This window comes from Aeromonas aquatica (assembly GCF_000764655.1).
Lineage (GTDB): Bacteria > Pseudomonadota > Gammaproteobacteria > Enterobacterales > Aeromonadaceae > Aeromonas > Aeromonas aquatica.
In genome coordinates this window covers 1-22700 of the sequence record NZ_JRGL01000165.1, presented here as the reverse complement: position 1 = coordinate 22700, position 22700 = coordinate 1, and the positions used below count along the sequence as shown (strand labels likewise).

Annotated in this window: 17 protein-coding genes; 12 read left to right on the top strand and 5 right to left on the bottom strand. The window is 63.9% G+C overall.

Features of this window, described 5'->3' with window-relative positions:
- A partial coding sequence (locus LG30_RS0120815) for an alpha-amylase (protein ID WP_033132612.1) occupies positions 1-1969 on the top strand: 1969 nt, incomplete at its 5' end.
- 80 nt (positions 1970-2049) lie between these two features.
- Here the strand turns inward: LG30_RS0120815 and LG30_RS0120810 are convergent.
- Positions 2050-2676: a glutathione S-transferase N-terminal domain-containing protein gene (locus LG30_RS0120810; RefSeq protein ID WP_033132611.1), complete on the bottom strand. Its 627-nt coding sequence runs from the start codon at positions 2674-2676 to the stop codon at positions 2050-2052.
- 155 nt (positions 2677-2831) lie between these two features.
- On the opposite strand from LG30_RS0120810, the gene LG30_RS0120805 reads away from it, so the two are divergent.
- The 4 genes from LG30_RS0120805 (at position 2832) to LG30_RS0120790 (ending at position 6456) form a co-directional block, all read left to right on the top strand.
- Positions 2832-3476 (top strand): response regulator, encoded by a 645-nt coding sequence (locus tag LG30_RS0120805; protein ID WP_033132610.1) that lies wholly within the window; start codon positions 2832-2834, stop codon positions 3474-3476.
- A gap of 200 nt (positions 3477-3676) precedes the next feature.
- A complete protein-coding gene (locus LG30_RS0120800; protein WP_033132609.1) occupies positions 3677-4258 on the top strand; it encodes a TetR/AcrR family transcriptional regulator in 582 nt (193 codons plus the stop codon).
- A 57-nt stretch (positions 4259-4315) separates the two neighbouring features.
- Positions 4316-5173, top strand: coding sequence for an alpha/beta hydrolase (locus LG30_RS0120795; protein WP_033132608.1), 858 nt, complete (start codon positions 4316-4318; stop codon positions 5171-5173).
- A gap of 137 nt (positions 5174-5310) precedes the next feature.
- Positions 5311-6456: a patatin-like phospholipase family protein gene (locus LG30_RS0120790; protein ID WP_033132607.1), complete on the top strand. Its 1146-nt coding sequence runs from the start codon at positions 5311-5313 to the stop codon at positions 6454-6456.
- A 14-nt stretch (positions 6457-6470) separates the two neighbouring features.
- Here LG30_RS0120790 and LG30_RS0120785 read toward each other — a convergent pair whose 3' ends face one another.
- Entirely contained in the window at positions 6471-8423 is a 1953-nt protein-coding gene (locus tag LG30_RS0120785; RefSeq protein ID WP_033132606.1) for a monovalent cation:proton antiporter family protein, read from the bottom strand.
- 449 nt (positions 8424-8872) lie between these two features.
- Between LG30_RS0120785 and LG30_RS0120780 the strand changes: the two genes are divergently transcribed.
- Positions 8873-9766: a GGDEF domain-containing protein gene (locus LG30_RS0120780; protein WP_033132613.1), complete on the top strand. Its 894-nt coding sequence runs from the start codon at positions 8873-8875 to the stop codon at positions 9764-9766.
- A 292-nt stretch (positions 9767-10058) separates the two neighbouring features.
- Here LG30_RS0120780 and tilS read toward each other — a convergent pair whose 3' ends face one another.
- The gene (tilS, locus tag LG30_RS0120775) at positions 10059-11396 is read right to left on the bottom strand and encodes a tRNA lysidine(34) synthetase TilS (protein ID WP_033132605.1); all 1338 of its coding nucleotides are present in this window, start codon (positions 11394-11396) and stop codon (positions 10059-10061) included.
- 271 nt (positions 11397-11667) lie between these two features.
- Here tilS and LG30_RS0120770 point away from each other — a divergent pair, with 271 nt between their 5' ends.
- The 4 genes from LG30_RS0120770 (at position 11668) to LG30_RS0120755 (ending at position 16954) form a co-directional block, all read left to right on the top strand.
- Positions 11668-13701 carry a M13 family metallopeptidase gene (locus LG30_RS0120770; RefSeq protein WP_033132604.1) on the top strand — a complete coding sequence of 678 codons (2034 nt, stop codon included), beginning with the start codon at positions 11668-11670 and terminating at the stop codon, positions 13699-13701.
- Positions 13702-13814: 113 nt separating this feature from the next.
- Positions 13815-14252 (top strand): PliI family lysozyme inhibitor of I-type lysozyme, encoded by a 438-nt coding sequence (locus tag LG30_RS0120765; RefSeq protein ID WP_033132603.1) that lies wholly within the window; start codon positions 13815-13817, stop codon positions 14250-14252.
- A 376-nt stretch (positions 14253-14628) separates the two neighbouring features.
- Positions 14629-16359, top strand: a complete 1731-nt coding sequence (locus tag LG30_RS0120760) for an ABC-F family ATP-binding cassette domain-containing protein (RefSeq protein ID WP_033132602.1) — start codon at positions 14629-14631, stop codon at positions 16357-16359.
- Between the two features lie 67 nt (positions 16360-16426).
- Entirely contained in the window at positions 16427-16954 is a 528-nt protein-coding gene (locus LG30_RS0120755; RefSeq protein ID WP_033132601.1) for a GNAT family N-acetyltransferase, read from the top strand.
- 32 nt (positions 16955-16986) lie between these two features.
- Here the strand turns inward: LG30_RS0120755 and yjeH are convergent, their stop codons facing one another.
- Entirely contained in the window at positions 16987-18294 is a 1308-nt protein-coding gene (yjeH, locus tag LG30_RS0120750; protein WP_033132600.1) for an L-methionine/branched-chain amino acid transporter, read from the bottom strand.
- 135 nt (positions 18295-18429) lie between these two features.
- Positions 18430-19725: an HAAAP family serine/threonine permease gene (locus LG30_RS0120745; RefSeq protein WP_033132599.1), complete on the bottom strand. Its 1296-nt coding sequence runs from the start codon at positions 19723-19725 to the stop codon at positions 18430-18432.
- Between the two features lie 501 nt (positions 19726-20226).
- Here LG30_RS0120745 and LG30_RS0120740 point away from each other — a divergent pair.
- Together LG30_RS0120740 and LG30_RS0120735 are read left to right on the top strand one after the other, a co-directional pair.
- On the top strand, positions 20227-21132 hold the full coding sequence (locus LG30_RS0120740; RefSeq protein ID WP_033132598.1) for a LysR family transcriptional regulator: 906 nt from the start codon (positions 20227-20229) through the stop codon (positions 21130-21132).
- A 107-nt stretch (positions 21133-21239) separates the two neighbouring features.
- Positions 21240-22646 carry an MATE family efflux transporter gene (locus LG30_RS0120735; protein ID WP_033132597.1) on the top strand — a complete coding sequence of 469 codons (1407 nt, stop codon included), beginning with the start codon at positions 21240-21242 and terminating at the stop codon, positions 22644-22646.
- Positions 22647-22700: the final 54 nt, after the last annotated feature.

Genomic DNA, 22700 nt, shown 5'->3' with positions numbered 1-22700 from the left:
CATCAGCCTGACCCACACCTTAAGCAAGGGCAGCCACCAGATCCGCATCGGCGACGCCGACAACAGCTGCGGTACCAGCTTCGGCCCGAGCGAGACCAAGCCGCTCCCCTTCGGCACGGCCCAGCCCATGGACAACTGCGCCAAGGATCAGAACTTCACCCTGCGAGTGTTGCTGGCGGGGGACTATGAGTTCACCTTCAACCCGGATACCCCCAGCCTCAAGGTCCTTCGGGCGACCAAAAAGAGCGAGTTCAAACGCCAGCCTCCCGAAGAGCCCTGCATCGCCTGGGATGGTGGTCCCGTCACCGTGTCGCTCAAAGGGGTCTGGCCGGATGGCACCCGGCTGCGGGACGCCTACTCAAAACAGGAGGCTGTGGTCAAGGGCGGCAAGCTGACCCTGACACCGAGCGCTTCGAGCGGCGGCCTGCTGCTGCTCGAGCCCGTGGCGGCGGCGGCGAAGGCTGAGCCCTTCAGCTGGGATCAGGCCAGCGTCTATTTCCTGCTGACCGACCGCTTCCACAACGGCGATCCCGGCAACGATCACAGCTTCGGCCGCCAGAAGGATGGTCAGGACGAGGTCGCCACCTGGCATGGCGGCGACTTCAAGGGGCTGACCGAGAAGCTCGACTACATCAAGTCGCTCGGCATGAATGCCATCTGGATCACCCCCATGGTGGAGCAGGTCCACGGCTTCATCGGCGGCGGTGAGCAGGGCAACTTCCCCTTCTACGCCTACCACGGCTACTGGGCACTGGACTTCACCAAGATAGACCCCAACTATGGCGACGAGGAAAGCCTCAAGACCCTGGTGGACGAGGCCCACAAGCGCGGCATGCGGATCATCCTGGACGTGGTGATGAACCACGCAGGTTACGCCACCCTGGCCGACTTGCAGGACCTGGGGCTCGAAACCCTGACCCAGAACACCGGCAAGCTGCCCCCTCGCGGGAACGACTGGCGCCCGAGCGGCGGCCTCAACTGGCATGGCTACAACCAGTTCATCGACTATCAATCGAGCGATTGGAGCAAGTGGTGGGGCCCCGACTGGGTGCGCACCGGCCTGCCCGGTTATCCGCAGCCCGGCACCGACGACGTGACCGGCTCGGTGGCCGGGCTGCCGGACTTCCTGACCGAGTCCAGCAAGCCGGTGGGGCTGCCTCCCCTGCTCGCGGCGAAGAAAGACACCAGGGCCAAGGCGCTGCCCAATGCCACGGTCAGCGATTACCTGATCGCCTGGCACACCGACTGGGTACGCCGCTTCGGCATCGACGGCTTCCGGGCCGACACCGTCAAGCACCTGGAGCCGGCGGTGTGGGCCAGACTCAAGCAGGCGGGCACGGCGGCGCTCAAGGAGTGGAAGGCCGCCAACCCGAGCAAGGCCCTCGACGCCCTGCCGTTCTACATGGTGGGCGAGGTGTGGGATCACGGGGTGGCCAAGGATTTCTGGTATCGACACGGCTTCGATTCCCTGATCAACTTCGACTATCAGCGTGAGTTCGCCCTGCCCCAAGCCCAGTGCATGGCCGGCGCCGAGCCGACCTATGCCAGCTACGCCAGCCGCATCAACCAGGATCCCGAGTTCAACGTGTTGAGCTACATCAGCTCCCACGACACCAAGCTGTTCTTCGGCGACTATCAGGATGTGCCGCTGCAACGCAGGGTGGCGAACAGCTTCATGCTGCTGCCGGGCGGCATCCAGCTCTACTACGGTGACGAGTCCGGCCGGGGGCTGGCCAAGGATGGGGGCGTGTTCGATCAAAGCGTGCGCAGCGACATGAACTGGCAGGAGCTGGGGAGCGGTGACAAGGCCGAGCTGGTCAAACACTGGCAGCGCCTCGGCCAGTTCAGGGCGGCCCACCCGGCGGTGGCGGCGGGCAGCCACCAGAAGCTCTCGAATGCCCCTTACAGCTTCGTGCGCGAGAAGGGGGCCGACAAGGTGGTGGTGGTCTTCGCCGGACGGCAGAAATGACCTAGCAACTAGCCTGACAAGAAGACATAAAGGGGGGCCATCGGCTCCCCTCTCTCGTTTGACGGCAAGGTCAGCTGCGCTTATGCCGGTCGGCGGGCCTGCTCCGGCCACTGCAACCGCGCCTTGACCAGCGTCTCCTGCCACAGGGGCCAGGCCAGCAGGGCTTGCTGATAGGCGCCCGCCTGACCGGGCAGCGCGATGCCGTAGCTCGCCAACCGGTAAGCCATCACCGCGTAGAAGGCGTCGATGATCCCCGCCTCCTCGAAATAGAAGGGTCCCTTCGCCTGAGCCCAGAGCGTCTGCAACCTGGCCAGCTCGCCGATGGTTTCCACCGGCGGTTCACTCTGGGTCGGCGCGCCGAGGAAGAAGGGCAGGAGGCTGCGGATCTGGCCATAACCCGAGTGCAGCTCGGCGCACAGGCTGCGGGCCAGTGCCCGCTCGGCCCGCGCCGCCGGGTAGAGTTGCCGCGCCGGGCACAGCTCATGGAGGTATTCGGCGATGGCCAGGGAGTCGTGCACCCGCAGCTCGCCATCATCCAGCCAGGGCACCAGCCCGGCCGGTGCCAACCGCTTGAGCCGTGCCAGCGCCTTGGCGTCTTCCAGATCGAACACCTGCTCTTGCCACGCCAGCCCGCTCAGACCGAGCACCAGCGCCGCCCGCATCGCCCAGGTGGAGCCGGTGCCCACCGTCAATACCAAGGATCCCATTCGTTGCCTCCTGCTCGGGTTGTTGATGCCATGAATCGGCCCGCGGGCACGACATCTCATGGTCGCCTCACATTTGCACGCCTGCGGGTTTGACCCCTTAGGGACGCGGTGCTAGTTTGATTTTTCAAAACAATCAGTTAGCAATAATGTGAGCAATGGACAGCCAATTTACCATCGTCATCGCAGATGACCACCCCCTGTTTCGGGGCGCCCTCTATCAGGCGGTGCACATGGCCATCGACGACGCCCGGCTGCTGGAGGCCGACTCCATCGACAGCCTGACCCGCCTGCTGGGAGAGCATCCCGAGGTGGATCTGCTGCTGCTCGATCTCAAGATGCCGGGAGCCAACGGCTTCGAAGGGCTCGCCTATCTGCGCGGCCAATACCCGGACCTGCCGATCGTCGTGGTCTCCGCCTCGGAAGACACCGCCATCATCCAGCAGGTACTGCGGCTCGGCGCCCTCGGCTTCATCCCCAAGTCCGTCCCCATGAAGGAGCTGGTCAGCGCCCTCAATACGGTGATCGGCGGGGATAACTGGATACCGGAAGGGATCTCCCTGCATCCCGAGTCCGAGGATGGCCCCGACTTTGCGAGCAAACTGGCCAGCCTCACCCCCCAGCAGTACAAGGTGCTGATCATGCTGCGGGACGGCAGCCTCAACAAGCAGATCGCCTGGGAGCTCAATGTCTCAGAGGCCACCATCAAGGCGCATATCACCGCCATCTTCAGAAAACTCGGCGTCAAGAATCGTACCCAGGCGGTAATCGCATTGCAGCAGATGGGCATCAAGGACGATTGAGCCCGTGCTACCCGCGAGACCCAACATCACCACAGCCTTCCGTAAACCCGACGTAAAGAACCGTACCCAGGCTGTCATGGCCCTGCAGCAGATGGGCATCAAGAACGACTGAGCCAGACGGATGATCATCCTCTGGCTGTCATCCCTCGACAAATAGTACGGTCGTACTTTATGCTGCTGACAACATTGAGGAGCGCGTGATGAGCAAGGGCCGGTTGACCCGCGAGAACATTTTGCAGACGGCATTCGAGCAGGCCAGCCAGCAAGGGCTGGAGAGCCTGACCATCGGCTCCCTTGCCAGCGCATGCGAGATGTCCAAGAGCGGTCTGTTTGCTCATTTCCAGTCCCGCGACAACCTGCAGATCGCCGTGCTGACCTACTCCGCCGAGGTGTTTCGCGAGCGGGTGATCCAGCCGGTGCGCCAGCAGCAACACCAGACCCAGCAGGCGAAGCTGGTCGCCCTGCTCCAGGCCTGGCTGGCCTGGAACCAGAGCTTCTCCGGCCGCTGCATGTTCCTCGACGCCTGGACCTCGGCCCAGGAGGGGGAGGTCCAGCGAGCCGCCCGCCAGCTGGTGCGCTTCTGGCTCGACTACCTGGCCCGCCAGGTGATGCAGGGCCAGGCCCAGGGTGAGTGGCGCAGGGATCTCGATCCCTGGCGCGCCGTCTACCGGCTCTATGGCCTCTATCTGGGGGATCAGGTGTTCAATGCGCTGGATCTGTGTCAGGATCCGGCCCGCCATTTCTGGCCCGAGGTGGAAAATCTGCTGATGAGCTGGCACTAGTTTTTAAAAACCCGATAAAAAGCACGACCGTTCGCACATAAAAACGACAGGATGACCATGAGCAGCAAGATCTACTTCAACACCCGCCGTTTCAGCCCGAGCAAACTGTTGCTGGGGCTCGGCACCCGATTGCACCACGTGCTGGCCCCCGCCCACGCCAGGCGCACCGCCAGCAAGCTTTTGCTGACCCCGCAACGACCCAGCCGCGAGACAGACGCACCGGCCGGGCTGGTGCAGCAGGCGGTGCACACCCGCGAAGGGGGGCTGATGAGCTATCGGCTCGGTCAGGGCCCGGTCTGGCTGCTGATGCACGGCTGGTCCGGCAGCGCCAGCCAGTTCTATCCGCTGATGACGCACATCGCCGCCCAGGGCTACACCGCGCTGGCCTACGATCATCCCGCCCACGGCCAGAGCGAGGGCCACACCGGTCATCTGCCCCGTTTCGTGCGCGCCTTCGACGAGCTGCTCGAGCGCTTTGGCCCCATCGAGGGGGTCATCACCCACAGCATGGGGGGCGCCGTCACCCTGGCGAGCCACCACCCTGCCCTCGACAAGTTGCCGCTGCTGCTCATCTCGCCGGTGCTCGACTACGTGCCCCAGCTCTACGGCATGGTGGCGCGCTCCGGCTACTCCATCCGGCTGTTCGATGCGGTGGTCAAAGAGATCGAGCGCGAATACCAGCATCCCCTCAGCACCGTGGATCCCCTCGGCCGGCTCGCGGATCGCGAAGGGCTTGCGCTGATCGTCCACGACGAGGAGGACCGATTTGCCCCCCACCAGGATTCCCTGCGTGCAGCCCAGGACGGTCGCACCCGGCTGGTGAGCACCCGCGGACTCGGCCACGGTCGCATCCTCGCCAGCCCGCCGGTGTTCGCCGCCTTCGATCAGCTGATCCAGCCGCACCATCCGGCCTGAACCCGCTCCCTGCTCCTATCGCAAATAGGCCGCCCCAAAAAATGATGGCGCGGCCCATTTTTATATTTGATACAGCGCCTTATAGTTAAATTGCGCGGTGGCAACCCGCCCTTGCAATCACAATAAGGCGCTCCATCATGGCCAGACCCAGCACAGCTCTTCTGTTGACCGGTGGCGGTGCTCGCGCCGCCTATCAGGTCGGCGTCCTCAAGGCGGTGGCCGAGCTCTACCCCCGCAACCTCGGCATCCCCTTTCCCATCCTGTGCGGCACCTCGGCCGGGGCGCTCAACATCACGGCGCTGGCCTGCTATGCCTCCTGCTTCCACCTGGGGGTACGCAAACTGGAGTGGGTCTGGCGCCGTTTCGAGACCCACCATATCTTCGACTTCCACCCCTGCCAGCTGCTGTGGCGCACCCTGTATCAGGGCTCGGCCGGCCTCATCAGCCCGGACAGCAACCGCGCCTTCCATCTGTTCGACAATGCCCCCCTGCGCCGCCTGCTGGATCAGCTCATCGACTATCACCGCATCGACGACAACATCCTCTACGGCAGCCTGGAGGCCATCGCCATCACCGCCTCCGACTATGACGACGGCCTCTCCACCACCTTCTTCCAGGGACGGGCCGAGCACCAGCCCTGGGAGCGGGCCAGACGGCGCGGCCTGCGCACCCTGCTCACCTCGGATCACCTGCTGGCCTCCTCGGCGCTGCCCTTCGTCTTTCCGGCCACCCGCATCGGCGAGCGCTTCTACGGGGATGGATCCATCCACCAGCTGAGCCCCTTGAGCCCCGCCATCCACCTGGGGGCGGAGCGGATCCTGCTGGTGACCCTGGACTCGCCCCATCAGGGTGAGATGGCCCCTCGTCAGGGTCACCTGACCAGCTCCAACATCGCCGGGCACCTGCTCAATACCGTCTTCTCCGACACCCTCAACTCGGATCTGGAGCGGCTGGGCCGCATCAATCAGACCCTGTCCCTCATCCCTGAGCGGGAGCGCAATCGGCTCAAACTGCGCCAGGTGGAGACCTGCGTGATAAGGCCAAGCCAGGATCTGGATCTCATCGCCCTCGACTACCTGCACAAGTTGCCGACCCAGCTGCGCCGCCTGCTGCGGGTGCTGGGGGTGAACGGCCACGAGAGCAGCAGCCTGGCCAGCTTCCTGATGTTTCATCCGGGGTATTGCCAGCAGTTGATCAAGCTGGGGTATCAGGACGCGCTGAACGAGCGTCAGCGCATAGAGGAATTTCTGGGCATCGCCGAGCGGGTGCGCGAGGAGGCTTGAAGACAGGAGGGAGCCTAGTACCCCTCCAGCAGCCGCTGCTCGGCCTGCTCCATGGCCACCGCATTGCCAAACAGCACCAGCCTGTCCCCCGCTGCCAGCCGCAGCTCCGGTCTGGCCTCGAGACTCTGATCCCCGCGCTGAACCGCCTTGACGCGCACCTCTCCCAGCGGCAGCTCCCGCACCCGGCGCCCCACCGCCCAGGCCTGATCGTGCAAGAGCACGGGGTGCAACCGTTCGAGCTGTTGATCCGTCTCCAGATTGCTGGCGCTCTGATCCCCCCAGTAGAAGCCGTGCAGGAAGCGGTACTGGCTGCTGCGCTCGTGCTCCATGCGCCGGATCACCCGGCCGATGGGGATGTCGCAGTTGAGCAGCAGGTGGGACACCAGCATCAGGGCCCCCTCCTGGGATTCGGGGATCACCTCGAAGGCCCCGCCCTGCTTGTAGTGCTCGAGGAAGCTGTCATCCCGGGTGCGCACCAGCACCTTGACCCCGCTCGCCAGCTCCCGGACCAGCATCAGCATGGCGTCGACCCGCTTGGGATCGTCGAAGGTGATGATCACCAGCCGCGCCCGCATCAGGCCCGCCGCCAACAGGATGTCGCGCCGGCTGGCATCGCCGAACGCCACCTGCTCCCCTGCCAGCTTGGCCTCGCTCACCCGCTCGGGGTCGAGATCCAGCGCGAGGAAGGGCAACTCCTCGAGTTTCAGGAAACGGGCACAGGTCTGCCCGGTGCGACCGAAGCCGGCGATGATGACATGCTGGTATTTGCTCAGGCCCGACTGGGCGACTTCGGAGCGAGAGAGCAGCCCCGTGTCGGTGAGGGAGTGGGCCAGCCCCTGGGCCTGCTGCACCAACCAGGGGGTCAAGGCGATGGAGGTGACCCCGATGCCGATGAGCAAGGAGACCTGCTGCTGGCTGAGCAGGCCGTGGTGACTCGCCAGCGCCAGCAGCACGAAGCCGAACTCGCCGACCTGGCTCAGCATGATGCCGGCGGCCAGCGCATCGCGTTTGCGCTCCCCCATCAGCCGGCCCGCCAGCAGCACCAGCAGGGACTTGAACAGGATGAGTCCGAGCACACAGGCGATGACCTGCCACCAGAAACGCGCCACCAGCTGCCAGTCCATGGTCATGCCGATGGTGATGAAGAAGAGCCCCATCAGCACGTCCCGAAACGGCTTGATGTCGACCTCGAGCTGATGGCGATAGTGGGACTCCCCCAGCATCATGCCGGCCAGGAAGGCGCCGAGCGCCATGGAGAGCCCCATCCACTGGGTGAGGGAGGCGGCGAGCAGGGCCACCAGCAGGGCGCTGAGCACGAACAGTTCGTCGGATCGGGCCCGCGCCACCTCGTGAAACACCATGGGCAGCAGCCACTTGCCCACGGCGAGCAGGACGATCAGGGCGATCAGCCCCTTGAGGGAAGCCCAGGCAACCTCCGCCAGCAGGGCGCTGCCCTGCACCTCGGACTGGGCCAGGATGGGGATCATCACCAGCAGCGGCACCACCGCCAGATCCTGAAACAGCAAGACGCTCACCCCGAGCTGGGCGCGCCGGGTGTGCATCTGCTTCAGCTCGCCGAGCTGCTTGATCACCACGGCGGTGGAGGAGAGCGCCAGGGTGCCCGCCACCACCAGCGCCTGGGGCAGGCTCAGCCCCCACCACCAGGCGAGCCAAAAGAATAACGAGGTGGTGAGCAGCACCTGCAGGCCGCCAACCCCCAGCACCAGCTTGCGCATGGAGAGCAGCCGTGGCAGCGAAAACTCGAGGCCGAGGGAGAACATCAGGAAGACGATCCCCAACTCCCCTATGGTCTGCATCATGGCCTGACCGGTGACGATGGCCACCCCGTGGGGGCCGAGCAACATGCCGGCGAACAGGTAGGCGAGGATCACCGGCTGACCGAGACGCCGGAAGATCGCCACCAACAGGACGGCGGCAAGCAGCAGGATCAATACGTCTGCATACACTTTCCCCTCCTCTTCATCTACCGGTGAAACACCCAACGACATAACGCGCTGCCACCCCCTTCACGCGACGCCATGTCCTCCTATCAAGCGCTCGATACCTCTCTGCCTCTCGCCTCCCCGCGTCGAATGCTTCGCGTTAAAACAGGGACACGAGCCTCCTCCGGCGGGATAGCCGCTCTCGCGCGGCGGCAGGTATAGATATCAGCACCCGATTCCTCTCCCGCCTCTCGCCTCTCGCCTCCCCGCGTCGAAATCGTCGAATTGAAATAGGGGCACAAGCCCTCTACGACAGGATCGCCGAGAGGGAAAAACCGGATGCCATGACCCCCCTTTTTCCTCTCTTTTTATTTCATTAAGCCTAGTTAGCCTCTTGTTTCTCATCGCGCATATTTTGGGCACAAGGATTGCAAGCAAAGCGCCAATGAGTGGAGAGGTTGAAGGGCTGCAACGTGGAAAACACATCGTCATTGAATGGCTTCGGGCATGGCATAGAGCAGTGGGTCCAGCAGATGGAGCGGCTCACGCCGCTGGTCAGCCAGGATCGCAACCCGTTGCTCGAGCAGTTGCTGGCACAACGGGATCTGGGCGCACTGCTGGCAATCTTTGCCGAGCGGGCGGCAAGCATTGTCCGGATCCAGACACTCTATTTTGACGCCGGCCGGCCCCACGCCCTCATCTCCCATCCTCCCCAGGCCAGACAGGTGCTGCACAGCTATAGCTTCGAGCTGCGCGGCCAGCACGATCTGCGGCTCGGCCAGCTGCACTACGAGCTGGAGCAGCCCATGAGCAGCAGCCAGCAGCGGATCCTGCTGCAGTATCACCAGGTGCTCAGCCTGCCACTGCCGCTCTATCTGCGGCTGGACGGGCTGGAGCAGCAGGTGCGGCTCGATCACCTGACCGGCCTTGGCAATCGCTCCTATTTCGACGAGGCCATCGGCCGTGCGGTAGAGCAGCACTGCCGGGAGTCCCATGGTCTGGTGCTGGTGTTGCTGGATCTGGACAGGTTCAAGCAGGTGAACGACACCTGGGGTCATCCGGTGGGGGATCTGGTGCTCAGCCGTTTCGCCCAGTTGCTCACGAGCTGCATCCGCAGCACGGATCAGGCGTTTCGTCTCGGGGGGGACGAGTTTGCCCTGCTGTTGCAACCGGCCGAGCCCGAGGCCTGGCGCCCGGTCTGGCTGCGGCTGCAGCATGTGCTGCACAGCCACAAGGAACTCAGCGCCTTCGCGGTGGGGTGCAGCCTGGGGGCCGCCAGCTGGCACTCTGGGCTGGATGTGCAGAGCCTGTACGAGTCGGCGGATGCCCATCTCTACGCCCGCAAGAAGGCCGAGATGACCGACTAAACCTTATTTCTTATCGAGGGGCACATCGTACCCAATATCGAGGGACATACCATGCCGCCAGCGGATGTCCCTTCCCACGCCCACAAGCAAGCCGGGATGACCGACTAAACCTCATTCTTTATCGGAGGACATGTCGTGCCGCCAGCGGATGCCCCTTCCCAATGCCCGCAAGCAAGCCGGGATGACCGACTAAACCTCATTCCATATCGAGGGCCATGCCATGCTGCCAGCGGATGCCCTTCCTCACCAGCAAGCAGACGAACCTCACGGGCTCGTCGTGACGGGGTCTCGATCACAGGTTGTCGGGGGTGATGGCGCGCTGCCAGTGCCAGTCGATGCCGCCCCTAGGCGCCAGAAAACCGTCACAGATGAAGAGCCCCGCCACCGCCGCCACCTGCTCGCCGTAATAGAGGATGGGAATGCGGCCCCGCTGCCAGGAGGGCACCCCATATTCTTGCAGCAACTTCTTCAGCCGCCGGCTGCCCACCCTCCCCACGGGTTTGAGCATGCTGCCCGCCGCCACTCCGAAGCGCACCGTGAGCGGCTCGTCCCCGCGCGGCAGGCGCAGCCCCTCCCCCGCCGAGCACGACAGCAGGCTGATCAGCCCCAGCTCGTCCGGCAATGAGATGGTCTCGCCGATCCGGATGGGCAGCACCTCCTGACGCGGCGACAAACCCGGCCGTACCAGATAGAGTCGCCCCTGAAAACGGCGGCAATCCCGCGTCTTCAGACTCAGGCAGGGGTTGGCATCCTCCCGCGCCAGCACCACCTCCTGCCAGAGCAGACCGAGCAGCTCCCGCGACGGCATCTCCTCCCCCTGCAGGCGGATCCAGTGGCGCAGCAGGTTATTGCGCCGGACAGGGGACAAGGCCAGCAGCGGCGCTATGTGCAGCGCCTCTCCCTCCCCGGCACTCTGCCAGTCGGCTTCGGCCAGCTCGGTGATCAACGCCTCCTGCTCGGCGCACAGCGCCATGCTGCGTGCCGCCGTCTGGGCCATGGCGGGCCAGCGTGCCTTGAGCTGCGGGATAATCGTCTGGCGCAGGAAGTTGCGATCGTACTCGGTGTCCTGATTGCTCTCATCCTCCACCCAGTCATAAGGCAGGCTGGCGGCCAGCTCCGCCAGCTCGTCGCGGCTCACCTCGAGTAGCGGGCGCAGCAGGCGGCCGGCGGCAAACGGCTGGTTCGGCACAATCCCCGCCAGCCCCCGCAAGCCGGCGCCGCGTTTGAGGGCCAGCAACAGGGTCTCCAGCTGATCGTCCTGATGGTGGGCGGTGAGCAGCCACTCCCCCTCCCCCAGCCGGGCGGCAAGGCGCTGATAACGCACCTTGCGCGCCTGCGCCTCCAGGCTCTCGCCATTGCCGCGCACCAGGGTCACGCGCTCGACGATGAGTGGCACCGCCAGTTGCTGACAGACCCCTTCACAGTGGCGCACCCAGGCATCGGCATGGGGGCTCAGGCCGTGGTGCACGTGCAGGGCACGCAGCGCCAGCCCCTGCTCGCGGGCAAACTGCGCCGCCAGCACCAGCAAGACGGTGGAGTCGAGCCCACCACTGAAGGCCACCAGCACGCCATTGGAACCTTCCGGCGCGGGCAGAGTCTGACAAAAGCGAGAATACATACGAGAAATCATTGGCTTCCCCAACATAGCCGGGCCGAACCTGGCACCTGCTCACGAGCGGTCACGGGAGATCGTCAACCCGCTTTCGATCCCCACAGGCTCCGGAGTTTATACCAATAAGGGAGAATTCCGAGCGGTGCCTTCACCCCGAGCAGAGCCTGATCGCACACCAGAGGCGAGTGCGTGGCGGCGCCGGGCTTATCAAGCCTCGAGCCGACTGCTAGAGTGAGCCTCCTCCCGGCATGCCAGGGACACTGAATAACCCGAATTGGAATAAAGCAGAATGAACAATAAGAAGAGCATACTGGCTGGCCTCATCGGGCTGGCCCTGCTGGCCGGTTGTAGTCAGGCGCCGGACAACAGCAACAAGCACTCCGGCCTCGCGCTGGCCAACATGGATACCAGCGTCAAGCCCGGCGACGATTTCTTCCGCTACGTGAACGGCCACTGGCTCGGCACCGCCAAGATCCCGGACGACAGGCCCGCCGATGGCGCCTTCTACATGTTGCGGGACAAATCCCTGGCGGACGTGCGCGTGCTGGTGGAAGGGCTGGACGGCAAGTCGGCAGCCCCTGGCACCCCGGCCCAGCAGATCCACGATCTCTACCAGAGCTATCTGGATCAGGGAACCCGGGATGCCAGAGGCACGGCCCCGCTGCTGCCCCTGCTCGGCGAGATCGATCTGATCCGCGACAAGGGCGCTCTGGCCAGGGCCTTTGCCCAGGCCGGCCGCACCGGCGGTGATGCCCCCTTCGGTTTCTGGATAAGCGCCGACGCCAAGGCGCCGGACAACTATGCGGTCTACCTCTATCAATCCGGCCTCGGCCTGCCGGATCGGGACTATTACCTCAAGACGGACGCGGCCAGCGAGGCACTGCGCCAGAAATACGAGCGCCACATCGCCGCCATGCTGAGCCGCTTCGGCGAGGTGAATGCGGGGGCCAAGGCCAAGCGCATCCTGGCCCTCGAGACCCAGATCGCCCGGATCCAGTGGGACAACGTGGCCCTGCGGGATCGGGAGAAGAACTACAACAAGGGGCCGGTGAGCGAGCTCAAACGCCTCGCCCCCAGCATCGACTGGGACGCCTATCTCAACCAGGCCGGCCTCGCCGATCAGGGCAGCCTGGTCATCGGTCAGCCAAGCTACCTGACGGCCCTGGATGGCCTGATGCGGCAGACCCCGATCGGTGACTGGCAGGCCTATCTCAAGTGGCATCTCATCACCGATTACGCCCCCTATCTCGACAGCCAGACCGACGCCCAGAACTTTGCCTTCTACGGCACCACCCTGAGCGGCACGCCCAAGCAGCGCGCCCCTTGGGAGCGCGCCCTCGGCGTGCTGGACAACAACCTGGGTGAAGCGGTCGGCCAGCTCTATGTGGAGCGCTACTTCCCGCCAGAGGCCAAGGCCCGCATGGAGCATCTGGTGGAGAACCTGCGCACCGCCTATGGCCAGAGCATCCAGGAGCTGGACTGGATGTCGCCGGCCACCAAGGCCCAGGCGCTGGAAAAACTGGCCAAGTTCAGACCCAAGATCGGCTACCCGGACAAGTGGAAGGATTACAGCGCCATCGAGATCCGGCCCGATGATCTGATGGGCAACCTGCAACGGGCCCGCGCCTTCGAATATGCCGACAACCTGGCACGCCTCGGCAAGCCGGTGGACCGGGATGAGTGGCACATGTCGCCGCAGACGGTGAATGCCTACTACAACCCGAGCAACAACGAGATAGTGTTCCCGGCCGCCATACTGCAGCCGCCCTTCTTCGACATGCAGGCGGATGATGCGGTGAACTACGGCGCCATCGGCGGGGTGATCGGCCACGAGATGGGCCACGGCTTCGACGATCAGGGTGCCAAGTCAGACGGCAACGGCCTGATGCGCGACTGGTGGACGCCGCAGGATCTCAAGGAGTTCCGCTTCCGTACCAGCCGGCTGGTGGCCCAGTACAACCGTTTCGAGCCCATCAAGGGCCAGTACGTCAACGGCCAGTTCACCCTGGGGGAGAACATCGGCGATCTCGGCGGCCTGACCATAGCCCACAAGGCCTACCTGCTGTCATTGAATGGCAAGGAGGCCCCGGTACTTGACGGCTTCACCGGCGAGCAGCGCTTCTTCCTCGGCTGGGCCCAGGTCTGGAAGGGGATGTACAGACCCGAGCTGATGCAGATGCTGCTCTCCTCGGATCCCCACTCCCCGCCCGAATATCGGGTCAATGGCGTGGTGCCGAACATCCCCGCCTTCTACGAGGCGTTCAACATACAGCCGGGTGACAAGCTCTATCTGGACCCGGCCAAACGGGTCAAGATATGGTAATGAGGTGCTCGACAGGGTGCCGGTCAGCAGAGACTGCCGGCGCCCCTGTCGAGGGCCTGTGTACGGCGGGGGCCCTGTTCCCGCCATCAATAGCAGCAACAAGGGTCACATCCATGAAAGCCTTATTTATTACTCTCGGTCTGCTCAGCCTGCCACTGACCACACAAGCGGCGGACGGTCTCTTCAAACAGCTGACGCTGCCCTCCGGCCAGGTGATCACCGTCAGCGAAGGGCGCGGTGAGCCTGCCTCCACCGGCAGCTACGACGTGCGCCTCTACTCCGGTGCCAACCCCGAGTTTCCCCTCGATCAGTTCATCGACGGCAAGGTGTTGCCGCGAGATGGCAGCATCAAGGAGCTGAAGTTGCAGGATCTCAATGGTGACAAGCAGCCCGAGCTCATCGTCATCGTCGAGAGCGCCGGCAGCGGCAGCTATCGCAGCGCCGACGCCTTCACCATCAATCCACAGGAGGGGCTCGACAGCTTCAACCATGTGGAGGGACTGGCCCCGGGCGAGGACCTGATCCAGGCGCTCAAGACCCCGCGCGACTGATCCCGCACCTCTGCGAAAAGAGCCCCGCCCCGCGGGGCTCTTGTTTTGCCGGCAGCCCCGATGAAGGCTCCTTTTCACTGCCAGATAGCCCCATATCTCCCCCATTCCCCGATAGACGGCTATTTTTTCTACGCCTATAATCGCCGCACCGTGCCATTACGAAACACAAGGAGGTAAAAAATGGTTATCCAAGCGTGTCCGATGTTCTCGGCCCGCCTGTTCGGCACATTCGCCCGCTCTTGCCTGCACACCATCGCGCTGCGATAGCGGGTTCGAGCAAAGCCGACTCCTTTCAAACCGAGACCTTTCTCGACCGTTGTCGCCAGCGCTCCTGATGACAGGGATCTCCGATCCCGCGATTTAAGAGAGCAAGAGCATGACAACCCTGATGAGTACCCATTCCCTGCAGATGACTGCGGGACACCTTCCCTTATTCGACGGCCTCGATCTAAGCATCCAGAGCGGCGATCGCATCGGCCTCATCGGCGCCAATGGCAGTGGCAAGAGCACCCTGCTCGCTCTGCTGGCCGGCCAGATCCCGCCCCAAGACGGACGTATACACAGAGCCGCCCCCTGCCGCTGCGAGTTTGTATCCCAGCATCTGCCCACGCCATTGCAGACACTCAGTACCCGCGAGGTGCTGGCAGAGCCCCTGGCATTCGACCCCAGCCTCGACTGGCAGGTGGACAAGATGCTGACCGAACTGCAACTGAGCGAACAGGCGGCAGTGCCGGTCAGTGCCCTGAGCGGTGGCCAGCACAGCCGCTTGCAGATAGGGCGCGCCCTGTTGCGCCAACCCAACCTGCTGCTGCTCGATGAGCCCAGCAACCACCTGGATCTGCCCTCCCTGCTCTGGCTCGAGCGCTTCCTGCTGGGCTGGCGCGGTGCCCTCATGCTGGTCTCCCACGACGCTCGCCTGCTCGATCGGGTGACCAGCGACACCCTCATCCTGCGGGACAGGCGGCTCTATCGCTTCGCCCTTCCCTGCAGCCAGGCCAGGGTGGCGCTGGCCGAGGAGGACGACAATGCCCGCCAGCGCCGGGCTGACGAGCAGAAGGAGATAGACCGGCTGAGTGCCAGCAGCAAGCGCCTCGCCATCTGGGGGCGGGAGCACGACAACGAGAAGCTGGTGCGCCAGGCCAAGTCCATGGAGAAACGCATCGTCAAGTTGCAGGAGGAGCAGAGCCAGGTCGGCGCCGGTGCCCCCTGGCGGCTCGAGCTGCACGGGCTGGGGCTGCAAGCCGACGCCCTGCTGCGGCTGGAGGCGCTCGAGGTGCGCCCGGCCCCCGGCCTGCCCCCCTTGCTGCGAGCCGAGGGGCTCAGGCTCCGTTCGGGGGACAGGGTCGCCTTGCTCGGTGCCAACGGCACGGGCAAGTCCTCCCTGCTGCGCCAGTGCTGGCGCGAGCTGCGCGAGCAACTGCCACCCGAGGGCTGGTATCACCACCCCGGCGCCAGCATCGCCTACTACGATCAGGCCCTGCAGCAACTCGACGATGGCGCCAGCCTGACCGACGCCCTCTACTCCCTGACGCCCCTGCCGGGGGTGACGCTGCGCCAGGCTTTGATCCGCGCGGGCTTCCCCTACTCCAGGCACGGCCAGCAGGTGCGGGCCTTGAGTGGTGGCGAGCGGGCCAGACTGCTGTTTCTCGCCCTGTCGCTGGCCAATCATCATCTGCTCTGGCTCGATGAGCCCACCAACCACCTGGATCTGGAGGGCAAGGAGGAGCTGGCCGAAGCCCTGCTTCAGTTTGCCGGAGGCGTTCTGCTGATCTCCCACGACCGGGATCTGATCGAGCGCAGTTGCAACCGCTTCTGGCTGATACGAGACGGGCGGATCCACGAGGCGCACAGTGCCGAGCGGGCCTATGCCGAACTGCTCGGCACGCAAGAAGAGGACAAGGTGAGCGATTCGCCCGACGCGGCCTTCGAGCAGCCGGGCGGAGCCGGGGATGACGAAGAGGCGCAGCTGGCGCGCTGGTATGAGCTGGAGGCCTTGCTCGCCGCCGATCTCGCCCGCAGGCCCAAGCACCAGACCCCAAGGCTGCAACAGGCATGGCGCGACGAGTTGCACCAGCTCACCGCGCATCTTGGCCTCAACGAGTGCTGATCCGGCAACCCGTTCCATCTATCCCATTGACCCAAGGGCGGCCAGCAGTGGCCGCCAGGAGACACCTATGTCACACCCATCAACGGCGACCCTGAGGCTAAGCCCCATCCAGACCAGCGACCTGCCCCACATCTATCGCGGCCTGTCGGATCCCGACGTCATCGCCTACTACGGCGTCAGTTACCACAGCCTGGCGGCCTGCCAGGCACAGATGGATTGGTACGCCGAGATAACCCGGACCGGCAGCGGCGCCTGGTTCCTGATCCGCGACCCGGATACCGATGAGCCAGTGGGCGCCGTCGGCTACAACGGCGCCGACCCGCGCCACAAGTGCGCCGAGCTCGGCTACTGGCTCTATCCCGAATACTGGGGCAAGGGGATCATGGGCGAGGCCCTGGCCCTGATCTACCACACCACGGATCTGCATCGGCTGCTGGCGGTGGTCGAGGAGCCCAACACCCGCTCGGCGCGCCTGCTTGAGCGGGCCGGCTTTCACTATGAAGGCACGGCGCGGGAGTCCGAAGTCAAGGCCGGTGGCTTCATCTCCCTGCGCCACTACGCCATCTTGCGCAGTGAGCTGCCAAGCAATCTGTAACCAACAAAAAGCCCCGCACTGCGGGGCTTTTGCTATCGGGTTGCCGACTGGCGTGACTTGATGGCGGAGAGGGAGCCCTCATCGTGCAGGCGCCGACGGCGACGCATGCGGCGCCACAGGGAGAAGAGGCCGTAACCCGCGCTCAGCAGCACGGCGTAGAGCACCTGGGAGGCGAGTGCCACCAGCACGGCGAGGCAGAGCAACACGCTGAGTCCCGCCAGCCCCTTGCCCATGCCGCCGAGCAGGCGCCAGCCCGCCGCCATGCAAAGCAGATAGACCAGCACGAAGTTGCCGTTGGCGTAGCGGATGAGCTCATCGAGCGGCAGCTTGAGCCAGAGGATCAGGGTGATGGAGACGAGGCAGATGACGAGCACCCAGCACAGGGCCGCCAGCGGCGCCCCCCGGGCCGAGAGACGGGAAAGGGAGACCGGCAGTTTGCCCTCCCGCGCCATGCTCCAGATCAGGCGTGCAAAGCCCTGCAGATAGATATTGATGCTGGCGAAACAGGAGAGATACCCCAGGATCGCCACCAGCCACTTGGCAGTGGGGCCGAACAGCAGGGAGAGCAGGGCCGGGATGGCGGTGGCATTGGTCGCCTCATCCCCATAGAGACCGTATTTGAGCACCACCAGCGAGTGGATCCAGTAGATCAGCCCCGCCAGCAACACGCCGCCGAGCAGTGCCAAGGGGTAGTCCCGCTCCGGCCGCTTGAACTCCTCCCCCATGTGGGCGAAGGCTTCCAGCCCCACGAAACACCAGAACATCACCGCCAGCGCCGTGCCCATGGCGGGCCACTGTGCCTCGGTCGGCAGCGGCTGGGCGGCATCGCGCCAGCCGAGATCCCCCTTGAACCAGATGAGCAGGGTCAGCCCCAGGATGGCCAGGGCGATCAGCAGTTGCAGGTTGCCCGAGGAGCGTGCGCCGCGCAGGCCGAGCAAAAACACCCCGAGCAGGGTCAGCAGCTGGATGGCCCACAGGGTCCACTCCCCCATGTCGAACAGGGCGTGCCAGAAGCCGGCAGCTATGGTGAGCGCGGCGGGCAGCCCCACCGGCAGCACCGCCAGGAACAGGAAGGCGGAGAAACGCTCGGCGCCATTGCCAAAGGCGAGGCCGATGAGGTGCGGCGCACCGCCGGCATGAGGGTAGCGACGGCCGAGCCGGGCGAAGGTAAAGGCGATGGGCAGCACCAGCACGATCAGCAACACCCAGGCCCAGAGCGAGGCGCCCCCCGCCAGCGACGCCGCGGTCGCCGGTACCACGAAGATCCCGGTGCCGAGCAGGGAGGTGGCGAGCAGCCCCATCCCCTGCCAGAGCCCGAGCTCTTTCTTCAACGCAGACATATCCTTTTGTCCCGACTCAAAAAAACATCCCGCCATGTTAGGCCGCTGCCGCCTGCTTGTTAAGGGCTATCGCTGCGCCCATAAAAAAAGCCGCCTCTGTCGAGGCGGCTTTCATGCAAGGGATTGCAGGTTTTATCAGGAAATCAGCTTGTAGATGATGCCGGACATGGCGATCAGGCCAATCAGGGTCACGAAGCCGTTGCTGATGTTGCCAGCGTATTTGCGCATGGCAGGCACCTTGGTGATGGCGTACATCGGCATCAGGAACAGCAGCATGGCGATGATGGGGCCGCCCAGGTCTTCGATCATGCCGAGGATGCTCGGGTTGATGGTGGCGATGGCCCAGGTGGTCAGGATCATGAAGACAGCGGTCACTTTGTTGAGCTGCTTGATCTCGACCTTCTTGCCCTTCTCGCGCAGTGCCTTGGCCATCAGGCCGTTCATGCCCTCTTGTGCCCCCAGGTAGTGGCCCAGGAAGGACTTGCTGATGGCGACCAGGGCGATCAGCGGTGCTACGGTGGCGATAACCGGGTTGTCGAAGTGGTTGGCCAGGTAGGACAGAATGGAGATGTTCTGTTCCTTGGCAGCAGCCAGATCGGCCGGGGAGAGGCTCAGTACGCAGCTGAACACGAAGAACATGACGGTCATGACCATCATGACGTGGGCGCCCAGCAGGATGTTGCTGCACTTCTTCTCGGCGTTCTCGCCGTAGCGGCCTTTGTTGTCCACCGCGAAGGAGGAGATGATCGGGGAGTGGTTGAAAGAGAACACCATCACCGGGATCGCCAGCCACAGGGTCTTGATGAAGTCACCGTTGAAGGCGTCGGACAGGGCCGGCGCTTCGGTGATGATGGCACCATTCCAATGGGGGATCAGGTAGAGTGCCAGACCCATCAGGGTGATGACGAACGGGAACACCATCACGCTCATCGCCTTGACGATGACCTGGCCGCCGAGGCGAACGATCGCCATCAGGCCCAGGATCAGCACCAGCGACAGGATGGCACGGGGCGGAGCAGACATGCCCAGCTGGTGCACCATCAGGCTCTCTACCGTGTTGGTGATGGCAACCGAGTACATCAACAGGATCGGGTAGATGGCGAAGAAGTAGAGCAGGGTGATGAACTTGCCTGCTGTCTTGCCGAAGTGTTCTTCCACCACCTCGGTGATGTCGCCATCACGGGTGGAGCCGGACAGCACGAAGCGGGTCAGGCCACGGTGTGCGAAGAAGGTCAGCGGCAGGGCCAGGACCAGCATGGCAACCAGCGGCCACAGACCACCGACACCGGCGTTGATCGGCAGGAAGAGGACACCGGCACCGATGGCGGTACCGTACAGGCCCAGCATCCAGACCAGATCGGCCTTATTGATGCCACGGGAAGATGCATTACTGGCTAAGCTGCCTTCAACTGCAATATTCATGTCAGACATAGGGATGTTCCTGTCATCAAGGAAAGTGGAATCTTACTAGTCGGGTGTGGGCCATGGGCCCGGTTCCATCTCCCTGGAACGCCTGCTCTTCGTCCTTTTTACTCTCACACCCCGGCAATCGGGCCATCACTCCTTGTGGCAACCAAATCGCAACAAACGAAGGTGTGAGATCGTGATGCTGATGTGTGTCGCGCGCCTTATTTAACAACTTCGCAACGACCACCTCATTCGATGGGCTGACTCTAATTAAAAGGGGCTATTAATCACAGCGTTTTTTTGAATTAATCAACCAAAGTTTGACTCCAGTCGCCTTTCAATCGCGCAAGATCACATTGCAGGCGCCGATTTGTTAGATTTTTTTAACAAATCAAATTTGTTTCACTGGATTCTATGGCCTGTGAGCAACAACAATTCGTTCACAAACCCCGTTTTAGCGTGCTGATTGTGTCCTGTCCTGCCATGGCGTACCCTTGTTTTCCCCCTCTCCTTTGCTTAATTAAGATGACCATCACCCGCACCGACCTCGCCGAACTCGCGGTATTTGCCGCCGTCGCCCGTCACCAGAGTTTCAGCAAGGCGGCGCTCGAGCTTGGGGTCTCGGCCTCGGCCCTGAGTCACTCGCTGAAAGGTTTTGAGCGTCGTCTGGGTGTCAGATTGCTCAATCGCAGCACCAGAGCCGTGGTACCGACCGACGCCGGCCAGCGGCTGCTGGCACAACTGCTGCCGACCCTGAGCCAGCTGGAGGGGGCCCTCGAGGAGTTGACCCGCCACGGCGATGAACCGGTCGGCAGGTTGAAGATCTGCGCACCCCGCGCCGCCATCCACGATCTGCTGGCCCCGGTGCTGATCGACTATCTGATTCGCTACCCGCGCATGCAGGTGGAGGTGGTGGAGCAGGAGCTGATGCCGCGTCTCATCGAGGATGGCTACGACGCGGCCCTCTTCTATGGCGACCTCCTGCCCAAGGAGATGATCGCCGTGCCGCTGGGCCCGCTGCACCGTTATCTGGTAGTGGGATCACCTGATTATCTGGCACGTTGTGGCACACCCAACCACCCATCTGATTTGACCCAGCATGATTGCATTGGTTATCGCCTCACCCCCCATCATCACTACCGCTGGGCATTTGCCGCCGACGGCGAGTTGCTGGAGATCGAGGTGAGCGGCCCCCTCACCACCAGCACCCCGGCACTCTATCTGGGGGCGGCCGAGGCGGGATTGGGATTGGCCTATTGCTATGAGGAGGAGGTGAAGGAGGCGCTGGCGGCGGGTCGGCTGGTGACGGTGCTGGCTCCCTGGAGCCCCGTTTTTGCCGGTTTCAATCTCTTCTATCCCAGTCGCCACCAGCTCGGCAACGGCCTGCGAGCCCTGATCGACATGTTGAAGGCGCACCATCGCCAGCCTTGATTGATGAGCAGTATTCAGCAATTCATCAAGTAAAAGCCTGATTATCAATTAAAATGTGACAATCTACACTGTGACTTCGATCCCTGAACCCGGCGAGAAGCACAGTTATGTCAGCCTATTTCATCCGACGCCAGCGGGCCATGACCCGGCGCTTCTGGGGCTACGCGCTCCCCTCCATCCTCGCCATGCTGGTCTCCGGCGCCTATTACCTGGTCGATGGCATCTTCGTCGGCCACTACGTGGGTGCTGCTGGCCTCGCCGGCATCAACCTGGTCTACCCCGTCATCATGGTGCTGATCGGCCTCGCCGCCATGCTCGCCATGGGGGCCGCCACCACCATCTCCCTCCAGCAAGGGGCGAAGCAGTTAACGTCGGCCCGCCAGACCCTGGTCAATGCCCTCTGGCTGGTGCTGATCCTGGGCGCGATCGCGCCGCTGCTGCTGCACCACTGGCACGGCGACATCCTGCGAGCGCTGGGAATCGAGCCAGGCTCGGCCATCTGGCAACAGGCCAGCGACTACCTCACCTGGATTGGTGGCGGTACCCTGCTGCTGGCCGCCAACCTGGCGGTGCCCTATCTGCTGCGCAATGACGGGCGCCCCAGGCTGGCCATGATCCTGGTCAGCAGCGGCGCCGTGCTCAACATCCTCCTCAACTACCTCATGGTCGGTCAGCTGGGGCTGGGGCTGGTGGGCACCGCCCAGGCGACACTCATCTCCGAGGCCGTCGTCAGCCTGCTCGGGCTGGGTTACTTCTTCACCCCCTATGCCAGATTACGCCTCTCCCCGTCCATGCTGCTGCCCAGAGTCGGCGCCATGCCCACCCTGCTGTTCTGCGGCCTGCCGAGCCTCATCGCCCAGTTCAACCTGGGATTGCTGTTGCTGCTGCACAACAGCCAGCTGATGATCCACGGCTCGGTCAAGGATCTGGCCGGTTTCACCGTGGCCGGCTACACGGAGGCGGTGTTCGTGGTGATCCTGCAGGGGTTGGCCTTCGGCATCCAGCCCCTCATCGGCCAGGCGGCAGGGGCCGGGCGACACAGGGATCTGAGGTTCCTGATGATGATGGGGCTCAAGATCACGGTGATCTACGGCATGGTGGTCTGGCTGCTGATCCAGCTGCTGCCACGCCAGGTCGCCATGCTCTATACCGGCGTCCAGGATCCCGAGCTGCTGGCGGCGGCGGTGCGCAGCCTGACCCTCAACCTGGCCGCCATTCCCCTGGAGGGGGTGCTGCTGTTTGGCATAGTGCTGCTGCAATCCATGGCCCGTACCCGCCAGGCGCTTGCGCTCTCCCTTGGCAAGACCCTGCTGCTGCTGCCGATCATCCTCCTGCTGCCGCTCTGGTGGGGCCGTGATGGTGTGCTTCTGGCCCAGCCCGTCAGCATACTGCTGCTGGCCCCGCCGCTGTGCTACCTGCTGTGGCGAGAGTGGCGCGCCCTGGCTCCGACCAGCCCGCTCAGGCGCGCCAACCCCCTGCCCATCCAGCGCCGTCAGGGGGTCACGCAGGAGTAAGGCCCAAGGCTCGCTTGGCGCATCCCCATCAATCTTGTGTCTAGTCCTGAAATA